At 63.3% G+C, this 12,011-nt stretch carries 10 protein-coding genes and 1 pseudogene; 4 read left to right on the top strand and 7 right to left on the bottom strand.

Annotated features, from left to right (window positions below):
• Nucleotides 1-230: 230 nt before the first annotated feature.
• From N511_RS24875 to N511_RS0108870, 6 genes are read right to left on the bottom strand one after another with little or no spacing between them, the layout of a single operon-like run.
• A complete protein-coding gene (locus N511_RS24875; RefSeq protein WP_231479599.1) occupies nucleotides 231-731 on the bottom strand; it encodes a hypothetical protein in 501 nt (166 codons plus the stop codon).
• Nucleotides 732-768: 37 nt separating this feature from the next.
• A complete protein-coding gene (locus tag N511_RS0108890; RefSeq protein WP_027678973.1) occupies nucleotides 769-2,316 on the bottom strand; it encodes a thymidine phosphorylase family protein in 1,548 nt (515 codons plus the stop codon).
• Nucleotides 2,317-2,326: 10 nt separating this feature from the next.
• Complete coding sequence (locus N511_RS0108885; protein WP_027678972.1) at nucleotides 2,327-2,605, bottom strand: DUF1488 domain-containing protein; 279 nt, start codon at nucleotides 2,603-2,605, stop codon at nucleotides 2,327-2,329.
• 29 nt (nucleotides 2,606-2,634) lie between these two features.
• Complete coding sequence (locus tag N511_RS0108880) at nucleotides 2,635-3,576, bottom strand: ribose-phosphate pyrophosphokinase (RefSeq protein WP_027678971.1); 942 nt, start codon at nucleotides 3,574-3,576, stop codon at nucleotides 2,635-2,637.
• Complete coding sequence (locus N511_RS0108875; protein WP_027678970.1) at nucleotides 3,573-4,937, bottom strand: MBL fold metallo-hydrolase RNA specificity domain-containing protein; 1,365 nt, start codon at nucleotides 4,935-4,937, stop codon at nucleotides 3,573-3,575. Before N511_RS0108875 ends, N511_RS0108880 begins: the two co-directional genes overlap by 4 nt.
• A gap of 17 nt (nucleotides 4,938-4,954) precedes the next feature.
• Nucleotides 4,955-5,377, bottom strand: a complete 423-nt coding sequence (locus N511_RS0108870; protein ID WP_027678969.1) for an Hsp20/alpha crystallin family protein — start codon at nucleotides 5,375-5,377, stop codon at nucleotides 4,955-4,957.
• A gap of 235 nt (nucleotides 5,378-5,612) precedes the next feature.
• On the opposite strand from N511_RS0108870, the gene N511_RS0108865 reads away from it, so the two are divergent.
• The 4 genes from N511_RS0108865 to N511_RS0108850 are packed head-to-tail and all read left to right on the top strand — an operon-like array spanning nucleotide 5,613 to nucleotide 9,203.
• On the top strand, nucleotides 5,613-7,160 hold the full coding sequence (locus N511_RS0108865) for a bifunctional aminoglycoside phosphotransferase/ATP-binding protein (protein WP_027678968.1): 1,548 nt from the start codon (nucleotides 5,613-5,615) through the stop codon (nucleotides 7,158-7,160).
• Nucleotides 7,105-7,839 carry a hypothetical protein gene (locus tag N511_RS0108860; protein WP_231479637.1) on the top strand — a complete coding sequence of 245 codons (735 nt, stop codon included), beginning with the start codon at nucleotides 7,105-7,107 and terminating at the stop codon, nucleotides 7,837-7,839. Before N511_RS0108865 ends, N511_RS0108860 begins: the two co-directional genes overlap by 56 nt.
• A gap of 25 nt (nucleotides 7,840-7,864) precedes the next feature.
• Nucleotides 7,865-8,548, top strand: coding sequence for a dienelactone hydrolase family protein (locus N511_RS0108855; protein ID WP_027678966.1), 684 nt, complete (start codon nucleotides 7,865-7,867; stop codon nucleotides 8,546-8,548).
• A 4-nt stretch (nucleotides 8,549-8,552) separates the two neighbouring features.
• Nucleotides 8,553-9,203 (top strand): phosphoribosyltransferase, encoded by a 651-nt coding sequence (locus tag N511_RS0108850; protein WP_027678965.1) that lies wholly within the window; start codon nucleotides 8,553-8,555, stop codon nucleotides 9,201-9,203.
• A 42-nt stretch (nucleotides 9,204-9,245) separates the two neighbouring features.
• Here the strand turns inward: N511_RS0108850 and mgtA are convergent.
• Nucleotides 9,246-11,852, bottom strand: a pseudogene (gene mgtA, locus N511_RS23880) (magnesium-translocating P-type ATPase).
• Between the last annotated feature and the right edge of the window lie 159 nt (nucleotides 11,853-12,011).

Here is a 12,011-nt window from a genome sequence, read left to right as displayed (position 1 = left end):
CTAAAGATCAACCGTCGCTCAGCGTCTGCATGCGACGCGAGCGACAAACGCTTGCAGTGGATGGCCAGTGGAAAGCGGTGTGGCTATCGCCGCGTAGCGTTAGGCGGGCGCAATGCAGCAAAAGACAGCGCTTTTGACACATTCATCATCGCCAATGCAGACACGAAGGGCTTGTTGCAAGTCAACAAGCTGCGGAGCCACGCGCACGCCGGCCGTCAACCGGGTACGGATCAGGACTGCAGCGGAGGTGCTTGGGACGGAGGTGGCCGGTTGATGCGATCCCGCCAGCGCGCTCGAACGGGCGTTGGCCGATAGGCGGGACGCAATGCAGCGGCGCGAGCAAGCGCCGCAAGGAGGAGGAACGTCAGCGCGGAAACGCCAGCCGCCGCCGCTGCCCAAAGAAAGGCGGCGAGTTCCGCTGGGCCCATGGCGGGCTCGACATCCACTTCGAAGGGTTCCTGACTCGTCAATGCCCAGTCATGCAGATCGGTCGTGGCCGACGTTTCAGCGGAAGGCCGATGGGCAAACGAGATGGACGAGAAATGAGAATCAACCGCAGCAGGAAGTGCGGTGTGCACGTGCAGGCCAAATTGTTTCGGTGTTCCGAGATGGCCGTGCAGAAGCGGGCTGAGCAGCTGCATCAACACGATGGTCAATAACAGCATTGCCCGAAGCGAGAGGCTTGCAGTCGCACGTGGCATGCGCGGATTGTAACGCAATGTGCCTTGCATTTGACGGCGCCGAACCACCAACGGTGTGCAATCAAGATCAACTGATTCCCATCGGAGACAAATCCACGGCAGCATGCGCCAAGGCATATGCCGACGAATACTCCAGCTCGCCCGAGGCCTGCGCATGAATCGTGAATAGCGGCTGCCCCACACTCACCTGATCCCGCAGCCGCACATGCATCTGCACGCCCGCGACTTGACGCATCGGTGCGCCCGCAAGCTTTGCGATGCGGGCCAGGTGGCGGTTGTCGATGTTGGTGACGATGCCATTTTGTTCGGCAACCACGTCGCGGCGGAACACGGCTTCTCCGGGGATGCGCAAGCCGCCCTGCGCCTCGCAGATCGCTTCGAACTTGCGCCATGCAGCGCCGCTGTCGAGCAGGCCGGTTGCCATGTCGAGCCCCGTTCCGGCAATGCCTGCGCCGCAGAATTCCAGCAACGCGCCGGCAAGCAATAAAGACCGTTCCCGCAAGTCGAATGGCGCAGTCGGAGAGCGCTGCAGCACCGCCAGGACGTCTCTTGCTTCCAGCGCAGGGCCGATTCCGCGGCCAACCGGTTGAGCGCCATCCGTGCGCACCATCAACACCTGCACATCAAACGCCTGGGCCACTCGCTTGAGCAACATCTCCAGGCGTTCGAGGTCTTCGACACTGCGGACTTTGGCCGTTGGGCCGACGGGCACGTCGATCAACACATGGGTGGACCCGGCCGCGATCTTCTTGGAGAGAATGGACGCCACAAGCTGTGCATCGCTGTCGACATCGAGCGCCCTTTCCACGCGAATCAAGACGTCGTCCGCGGGGCTGAGGCTCAACGCGCCGCCCCACGCGAGCGATGCGCCGACCTGCCCCACAACGCTTCGCAGCTCTGCAGCACTCAGGTTGACGCGGGTGAGCGTTTCCATCATGTCTGCGGTGCCTGCCGGCGAGGTGATGGCGCGTGATGACGTTTTGGGCAGCAGCAGCCCCGCCGCCGCGCAGATGGCCACCACGATGGGGCTGGTGCGGTTGCCGGGCAACCCGCCCACGCAGTGCTTGTCTGCCACGACGGCGCGATCCCACTGCAGGCGCTCGCCCGCGTCGACCATCGCCTGTGTGAGGTCGATGGTCTCCTTGATGGTCATTCGGCCGGATGAGCACGCACTCAGGAAGGCTGCGATATGGACATCGGCATAGCGCTCGTGCGAAATGTCCGCCACGATGTCCTGCAATTGCTTGGCATCCAGATGCGCGCCGTAGATCTTCGCCCGCAGGGCCCGCAGCGATTCGAGCGACGGCGCATGCCTGACACAGACTTCATCCCCGGGTCGCGCCATCAACGCATCGACCGCGCTGGCAGACAGGCTCACCTCATGCTTCTCCAGCAGACCCGATCCCACGAGGTTCAGCGTTGCGATGGCTGATCGCTGCCCGATCTGCACTTCCACACGGGCCTGCGCGGCAAAACCCTCCGACCGGCAAACAGCGCTGTCCGGATGCATGTAGATGACGTGCTCCTGCCACGTATCAATGCCAAGCGCCTTGAACCTGAGACACCCCTGCGGCGCAAGGGGTGCGTCCAGAGACGGCACGGAAACGGTGCTCATGGCAGGTACGTCAGCCGGCAAAGCGGAAGTGCCCGCTGTGAAGCGTGATCTCTTTCGACCCCGTTTGCTCGAACAGCATGCGTGCGACTTCTTCAATGTCACCGCGGTGCACCTGGAATGCGCTGAGCAGATCGTCAGAGCGGCAGGAGCGCGCGCCGAAATGATCTTCGAGCGCTTCAGCCGTGATCGCGTAGCTTGCGGAGTTGCCATCGACCGAGGCGCGGCATTGCAGACGCGGCCCCGCTGCGCAGTAGGTCGGCTCGTCAGGCAGGAACCGGATCTGTTTCATGATGGCCTCCAGATACGAAAACGCCCCGGTCAAACAAGCATCGGCTTGTTCGAAGGCAGGGGTAGATCAAACATGCGTGAAACGGCGTCGACCAGCGGCTCTGTCAGCGCGACCTGGTTCGAAGGGTGCGGAATGGTGTCGCACGTGACGACATCTGCGCTGGCAGCGCACAGGCGGCTGTACGCGTCGGCGGCAAACACGGCATGCACGCCTACGCAGATTGGCTGACGCTGACCGGCACGCTGCAACAACGCTGCCGCGGCGAGCATCGTGCGGCCGGTCGAGATGATGTCGTCGACGAGGACCGGTACATACCCCGCCGGAATGGTCGGCACTTCAGTAATCTCCACGTGCCACGCACTGTGCCGCGTCTTGGCCAATGCTGCCCATGGTGCCTTGCAAATGCCAGCCACATGCTGGACCCACTGGCGGCTTTCATCGTCGGGCCCGATCAGGAACGGCGCCTGTACATGGGTCTGGATCCATGCGGCAATCGCTGGCGCGGCTTGCACGGCGACCGTGGGTATGCGATAGACATCCGACAGATGCGCGAGGCGATGCAGATGCGGGTCGACCGTGACAAGCCAGTTGAACGCCGGATTCAGCAAAGCGGCAAAGTGCTCGGCAGCGCGAATCTCGCCTGCGTTGAAGACGACGTCCTGCCGCATATACGGCAGGTACGGCGCAATCAGGCCAACGCGGCGCGCTCCGCCCTGGCGTGCGGCAATGGCCAGCCAGAGCAGCGGCAACAGCTTTTCGTCGGGATGATCGAGCGTGCAGACAATGGCAACCTCTGCGCCGTGCACGGGCGTGTAAAGCCGCACGTACGATTCACCGTCCGGAAAGTGCGTCACGGCGGCATGCCCCAGTTCCGCGCTCAGCGGGATGGCGAGTCGCATGGTGGCGGCCTCGCAGCCCGGCATGGCAATCAGCACACGCTGCGGGTCCAGGCCGACGGCCGGGGCAGTCATGTGGCCTCCAGATCGTAGGACTGGCGATACTCAGGCATCCGAACGGGCCACTGCAGTTCGTGCTCGATGCGCTGGCGCAAGGCGTCGCTGGCGGCCGGCTCGCCATGCACGATGAAGGTCTGCCGTGGCGGTCGCGTAAAGCCGCGCAGCCAGGCCATCAGTTCATTGGCGTCCGCATGGGCGGACAGGTTCTGGATCTGCTCGACCGAGGCGCGGATGGCGACCTCGCGTCCGTGCACGCGCAACGCCCGTTGACCAGCCAGCAGCGCAGCGCCCCGCGTGCCGGCCGCCTGGAAGCCCGACATCAGGATGGCGTTGCGCTTACCCCCGCCAAAGCTCTTCAGGTGATGCAGCACCCGCCCACCCGTGGCCATGCCGCTTGCCGCAAGAATGATCTTGGGCGCGCGATCGCTGCCCAGATGTCTGGACTGTTCAGGGCTCTGCACCGGAACGGCCAACGCACACGCCGCCTGACAGTCGGAGGCGCCGATATGCAGATCGTCGACATGGCGCGCAAACACCTCGGTCGCCAGTTCGGCCATCGGGCTGTCGAGGTAGATCGGCACATGCGGAATCCGACGTTCGCGAATCAGCACGTACAGGCAATACAGAAGCGCCTGCGTACGCCCGACCGCAAAGGCGGGAATCAGCAGCGTGCCGCCCTGCCCGATGGTTCGCTGCACAACCTGCTGGAGCGCATCGAGCGGGTCGCCTTCCGGATGCACGCGATCGCCATAGGTGGATTCAACCAGCAGGGTATCGGCCTCGGCAATGGGCTCGGGTGGGCGCATGACGGGGTCGATCTGCCGCCCGAGGTCGCCGGAAAAAACGACGCGACGGCCCTCCGCGAACAATGTCGCCGTGGCCGCACCGATGATGTGCCCTGCACGGTGGAACTCGGCTTCCACGCCCTCAGCAACGGGAAACCGCTCGCCATAGGCGACGGGATGCAGCCGGTGTAACGCCCTGGCGGCGTCCTTTTCGTCGTAGAGGGGCAAGGCCGGATGATGACGCGAGAACCCTTCGGCATTCGCGTACTGCGCATCCTCCTGCGCAAGCCGGGCGCTGTCAGGCAGCAGGATGTTGCACAGTTCGGCGGTGCCCTTCGTGCAATAGACCGGGCCATGAAAACCATTGCGCACGAGCAGCGGCAGGTAGCCGCTGTGGTCGATATGGGCATGCGTCAGTACAACCGCGTCGATGTGGTGCGGGTTGACGGCGAGCTTGTCCCAGTTGCGCAGACGCAGCGACTTGTAGCCCTGGAAGAGCCCGCAGTCGACCATGACCCGGCGCCCGCCGGTCTCAAGCACGTACTTGGAGCCCGTCACCGTGTCGGTCGCGCCGAGAAATTGCAGCCGCATGCGATCGCCCCTGACGCTCAGCGAATCGTCACGCGCTGCTGCGGCGACGCTTCCTTCTTGGGCAGCGTTACGCGCAGCAGCCCGTTCTCGTACGTCGCATCGACCTTGCTTTCATCGACAGCCGCGTCCAGCGTGAACATGCGCTGCATGGCGCCGCTGTAGCGCTCGCTGCGGATGATGCGTTCGCCTTCCTTCTCTTCGGAGTTGCGCTCCACCTTGGCCGAGATCATGACCGTGCCGCGATCGACCGTCACGTCGATGTCTTCCTTCTTCGCGCCCGGGATTTCTGCGACCACGTTGTAGGCCTTGTCCGACTCCGTCACGTCCACCTTGAACGGTAGCGCCCCGTCCATCCCGCCGCGAAACGAGCGCAGCAGCCCTTGGAAGATGTCGCCGACCGGCTCAATGGCGAACGGGTCATAACGCTTGAGTTGACTCATGACTGCCTCCTGATGATTGGCCCCCGGTATCTTGGGGTGAGCACATTCATCGTGGCACGGCGGTGGCGGAGCGCCTTGCGGCAGATCAACGGGGCCGCAGGTGACCACGGGAGTCCCCAACGAAGACGATGACTCCATGCCAGGCAACCGCCCTGCGCCGACGTTGATCTACGTCAGGGCGCATGGCAGCAACCGCGCGATATTGATCTTCAGTGTCCGGAGATGAAACCCGCGTATGGCCGAACAAGCCACTATCCTTGCAAGCACGCAGGCAGAAGAAGCGTTTGTCAGCCGCATGCTTGACGCCGCGGCGTATCCGCATCCCGCTGCGGATCTGCAAATGATCGAAACCCATTTGTCGTGGGTCTTTTTGGCCGGTGAATTTGCGTACAAGGTGCGCAAGCCGGTCACGCTCGATTTCGTCGACTTTTCGACGCTTCGTGCGCGGCAGATCGATTGCGAGGAAGAGTGCCGTCTCAACCGTCGCCTCGCCCCCACGCTATACGTTGGCGTGGTGCCGATTTCGCTCGATCCGGCCACTGGCGCCATCCGCGTCAACGGCCAAGGCGCGCCTTGTGAGTACGCGGTCTGCATGCGCCGCTTTTCCCAGCAGGACGTACTGAGCGCAGTGGCACATGACGGCCGACTTGGCCCGAAGGAAATCGACGCGCTGGCCGACCTGATCGCAGATTTCCACGCAACCGCGCCTGTTGCCAGCTCGAGTTCGGATGATGGAACGCCCTCAAGCATTCGGCGCACGCTTGAAGACTGCGCAGCGGGAGTCATCGCGTTGAGCACTGCCCCGACACTGGCGGAAGCCACGGTATCGCAGCTTCGTCAGGAGGCCGATCGCCTGGAAGCGGCATTCGCGTCACGCCGGCGCAGCCGCCACGTCCGCGAATGCCACGGCGATCTGCACCTGGGCAACATCGTGCTCATCGACGGGCAACCGACGCCGTTCGACTGTCTCGAATTCTCGCCGTCGCTGCGGTGGATCGACACCATGTACGACACCGCGTTTCTGTTCATGGATTTGCTCGCCGCAGGTCTGGACGGGCTGGCGTATCGACTCATCAACCGCTACCTTGAACGATGCGGCGACTACGGCGGGTTGGCAGTTCTGCCCTTCTACGCGTCGATGCGCGCACTCGTGCGGGCTCGTGTCCTGCTCGAACGCGCCCATCAGCTGGACGGCGCCCCGGATCTGGCCGCCAAGCCCCGGGCCGAGGCACGTCGCATGCTCAATCTGTCTCACGAACTGCTCAGCCGAAACGAGGCCTGCATCCTTCTCATGCATGGCCTTTCAGGCAGCGGAAAATCAACCCGGGCTGCACAGCTTGCCCAAACAGAACAGATGATCCGCGTGCGCTCCGACGTCGAACGTCAACGCAGCCGGCATGTCGCCGCTGCCGATCGCTACCTGCCGCGTGCGGTCGAGCGTACTTATCGACGTCTGGCGGCCATCTGCAAACTCGGTGCATGCGCCGGTTTCCCGATGATTGCCGATGCCACGTTCCTGGCTGAGCACCAGCGCAGACGCTTCTTTTCGCTGGGCCGGCGCTTGGGCGTTGCCTTAGCCATCGCCGACTGCGTGGCCGATGTCGACACGCTGCGTGCGCGCATCCGCAATCGCATGCGCGACGGGCGCGACGCGTCCGAAGCAGACCTGCACGTGCTGGATACACAGATCGCCACACAAGAGCCCCTCAACGTGGAGGAGCGCACACATGTCATCCCCGACGACATCTGCAAAGTGGTGCAGACCATCCGAGGTAGTCAGTAACACTGTTTCGGAGCCGCTGGCTCAGGCAATAAGTGCCTTGAAACGAAGCGGTGCCAGCGAAGGTGTTCCCGCGGCGGCCACCCATTTGCGTCATATCAACGCATACGACCACAGAACGCCTACGCTGCAGATGGATTCCTCATTCGGCGGTCCTGCTCACCCGTCCGCCAAGACCCCACTGGAGAACGTCATGCAACAACCTGCTGATATGACCTGCAATGTGGCGTGCGCCGTGCTGCGCGATATGAGCCGCACCGCCAGCTTCATGCTCGAATCGCAAATCGACCTGGCTCACTTCCGGCTGAAGCTGGCCGAGGCTGCGCTGGAAGATGTGCGTGAACTGGAACATGAACTGAGCGGAACGCATGACTGGACATCGCTAGCGTCTGCGCAAAGCCTCTTCATGAAGATGCAATCGAGTCACAGTGCGACGGCGCTGAAGACGTGGGCCGAGTTTACGAACAAGCTGCAGGCCGCCTATTTGCGTCGGCTGACGGAGTGGACGCAGCAAATGCAGCAGTCGGAAGGGCAAACCTCTTCGTCTCAGTTGTTCGCGGCATCGTCCGATTCGTTGAAGGCCTTCTTTGACAGCTTCAACCTCATGGCCCTGCCCGACTCCGAAGCCAGGAAGACAGGACTCGCACGTTCTGCAAAGGCAAAGGCGGAACAGGTTGCCTGATCGACCGGCATAGGAAGCCCTCGCCATGAACGCCCCGCCGCTTTCCCTCAGCATGGACATCGTGGCGGACGAAGCCGTGCTGGAGGGCACGCTGACCTGCCCCGGCAACGCCACCGGCCTGGTGATCTTTGCGCATGGCAGCGGCAGTTCACGGCTGAGCCCGCGCAACCGATACGTTGCCGATCAGCTCCACGCAGCCGGGCTGGGCACGCTGCTGTTCGACCTCTTGAGCGCCGATGAGGCGTCACACGCGTCGTGCCGATTCGACATCGGCCTTCTGGCGCAGCGCCTGCATACGGCCACACACGCGGTGGGCGACATCGCGCGCAAACGCGGGCTGCGCCTCGGCTACTTTGGCGCGAGCACGGGAGCCGCGGCTGCCATCCTGGCAGCAGCCGAGCCGGACGACACTTATCCGATCGAAGCGGTCGTCAGTCGCGGCGGTCGCCCCGATCTTGCCGGCCAACGTGCGCTGAGCAAACTCACCTGCCCGACCCTCCTGATCGTCGGGGCCGCCGATCTGGACGTGCTCGATCTCAACCGGCAGGCGCTGAGTCAGATGCGTTGCGAGACAGCGCTGGAGACGGTGCCCGGCGCAACACACCTTTTTGAAGAAGCCGGCGCCCTTGAACACGTTGCCGAGTTGGCGCGTGCATGGTTTGTGCGCCATCTCGGCGCCACCGTCCAAATCCACCACCACGCGAGGTAGCGCCGTGCGTTTCACAGATCGACTGGATGCTGCGCGCATGCTGGCGCAGGCGCTGGAAAAATACAGGGGCATGCACCCGTTGGTGCTGGCGATTCCAAGAGGCGCGGTACCCATGGGCGCGCTCATCGCCACTGCGCTCGACGGTCAGCTCGATGTGGTGCTGGTTCGTAAGCTGGGCGCGCCGTTCAACCCCGAACTGGCAGTCGGCTCCGTGGAAGAAGGCGGTTGGACCTACATCGCGCCGTATGCAGCGCGCATTGGTGCAGATACGACCTACCTCGAACAGGAAAGCGCTGAACAGATGGATGTGATCCGCCGGCGCCGCGCGCTCTATACCCCGAACCGCGGCCCGTATGACGTGGAGGGACGCATTGTGATCGTGGTGGACGATGGGCTGGCAACCGGGGCTTCCATGAAGGCTGCACTTCACGCCATTCGGCAGCGCCATCGGCAGCACCTCATCTGCGCAGTGCCCGTGGCGGCACCTGACAGCCTGGAAGACATTCGCCCCTTGGCCGATGAAGTCGTCTGCCTTTACGCGCCGAAGGGTTTCCACGCGGTGGGTATGTATTACGCCGACTTTCCCCAGGTCGAGGATGCGGAAGTGCGTGCAGCGTTGGGCACCGGCCCGCACACCGAACGCCGGGCCGGCTGACACGGCCGTCAGCCCCTTCCCCCGCTCCGATTCGCCTCACAGTCAGTCAAGACCGTATCTGCGCACGTACCAGGCTTTCATCACGTAAGCGGACAAACCATAAGCCAACACGATCGCTGCCAGGCAGGGCCAGTAGGCCGCTGGCAGTGGCACAAAGCCGAACAGCGCGCCGGCTGGCGTCAACGGCATGGCAACACCCACGCCGGCAATGGCGATGCTCGTCAGCACCAGCGCGGTACTTGCCCGGCTTTGCACGAAGGGCACCTTGCCCGTGCGGATGATATGGATGATGAGTGTCTGCGTGAGGAGCGATTCAACGAACCACCCCGACTGGAGCAGCGCCGGGTTGCCCCACGCGTGGAAGATGCCCAGTAGCAGCGCATAGGTCGCGAAATCAAACAGCGAACTGACGGGCCCCATGTACAGCATGAACTTCAGGATGCTGCCGATCTCCCACCGTCGTGGCTTGACGAGGTAGTCGTCGTCCACGTTGTCAGTCGGGATGGCGGTTTGCGAGAAGTCGTAAAGCAGGTTGTTGAGCAGCACCTGCACCGGCGCCATCGGCAGGAATGGCAGAAACAGGCTGGCGCCCAGCACGCTGAACATGTTTCCGAAATTCGAACTGGCGCCCATCTTGATGTACTTGACGATGTTGCCGAATACCTTGCGCCCTTCCGTCACGCCCTCCCCAAGCACGGCCAGGCTTTTCTCCAGCAGGATGATGTCGGCGGACTCCTTGGCGATATCGACCGCGCTATCCACGGAGATACCGACATCGGCTGCCTTGAGCGCGGGCCCGTCGTTGATGCCGTCGCCCATGAAGCCCACCACATGGCCCCTGCGGTGCAGCGCCTCGACAATGGCCGCTTTCTGCGCAGGCGACACCTTGGCGAAAACCGACGCACGCTCGGCGATGTCGGCCATCTGGTCTGGTGACATGGCGGCCAATTCGGTGCCAAGTACCACCGGCTCAACAGCGAGGCCAACCTCGCGACAGATCTTGCGCGCAACAATGGCGTTGTCACCCGTCAGGATCTTGACCGCCACGCCGCTGGCCTTCAAGGCGGCAATGGCGGGCGCGGCCGTCTCACGCGGTGGGTCCAGAAAGGCGATAAACCCCAGCAAGGTCAACCCGGACTCGTCTCGCACGGCGTACTCGCTTTGCTCAGCCGGCATTTCCCTGTATGCGACAGCCACGGCACGGAAGCCGTCGGCGTTCAGGCCCTCCGCCAGTCGCCGCGTATCTTCCAGGTGGCTTGCCTCGAGCGGGCCCGCATCGTCACCGCTGACGTAACGAGTACTGGCAGCCAGCACTTCTTCCACTGCGCCCTTGCAGATGAGCACGTGCGTGCCGTCGTCACGCGCCAGCACCACCGACATGCGCCTGCGCTCGAAGTCAAACGGCAGCTCATCGATCTTCTGAAAACGCGCATGCACATCCAGGCGCTGCTCCAGCTCCACGTGCTTGAGCACGGCCACGTCCAGCAGGTTCTTCAGGCCCGACTGATAGAAGCTGTTCAGGAACGCATACTCCAGCACCAGGTCGGACTCTTCGCCACGCAAATCCAGGTGATGCTTGAGGATGATGCGGTCTTGCGTGAGCGTGCCCGTCTTGTCGGTGCACAGCACGTCCATCGCACCAAAGTTCTGGATGGCATTGAGCCGCTTGACGATGACCTTCTTGCGCGACAGGGCGATGGCGCCCTTCGCCAGATTGACCGTGACGATCATCGGCAGCATCTCTGGCGTCAGGCCGACGGCCACGGCCACCGCAAACAACAGCGCCTCGAACCAGTTGCCCTTGGTCAGGCCGTTGATGACGAAAACGGTAGGCGCCATCACCAGGATCAGCGTGAGCATCAGCCAGGTGAACCGCGTAATGCCGCGATCAAAACTGGTCTGCACGCGTTACGCGGCAATCAGGTTGGCCACATGACCGAATGCCGTCCGGCGCCCGGTGGTCAGGACCACGCCGGTGGCGTAGCCGCTCACCACGGCGCTGCCCATGAAGCACAGGTTAGGCTGATCGAAATCCGCTGCAGCGTGGCTATCGGAGGGCTCCGCATGCTTCTCCTGCGGCATGGCCTCGCCGGTCAGAGCCGACTGGTTGACGAACACGTCCTTGGCGCCGAGCAGCCTCAAATCCGCCGGCACCATGTCACCGGCGGACAGCTGAACGATATCGCCCGGCACCAACTGCTCGATGGGGATTTCCTGGCCGGCCTCAGCGCCGCCTGCACCGATGCGCCTGACCGTCGCCGTTGTGTGGACCATGCGGCGCAGTGCTTCCGCGGCGCGGTTCGAGCGATGCTCCTGCAGGAAGCCCAGCACAACGCTCAGCACCACCATGACGGCAATCAGCACCGCCGCCCGCACATCGCCCAACACCGCAGAAACGGCCGCCAGCGAAATGAGCAGCAGATTCAGCGGATTGATCGAACGACGAAACAACTCGGCCAGCACACTCTCGTGATGACCGTTGGCCACGCGGTTGAGCCCATATTCACGCAAGCGCTGCGCGGCAGCTTCCTGCGTCAGCCCATGGATCTCGGTCTGGAGCCTGTCAAGCACGTCTTGCGAGGCAAGGGCCGACCACTTCGATAGGTCGTGCTCAAGCGAGCGGGAAGGCGGCACGGGTGTGGTGCGCATGGAGGATGACGAGCAACCGCATGGGATGTGCAAACCATTAGAGCGCAGCGCAGACATCCAGGCTTGATGCAACTCAACGGTCCCTGTCATCCAGCCATTGGAGGGACCAGCGACTGCGGGGGCAGTTGGCTTTGAGGTGTCGCCGGGTCGGGATGGCTC

The sequence above is a fragment of the Ralstonia sp. UNC404CL21Col genome, from assembly GCF_000620465.1.
Classification (GTDB): Bacteria; Pseudomonadota; Gammaproteobacteria; order Burkholderiales; family Burkholderiaceae; genus Ralstonia; species Ralstonia flatus.
Note: the sequence above shows the minus strand (reverse complement) of the source record. Positions and strands in the feature narration are given on the sequence as shown.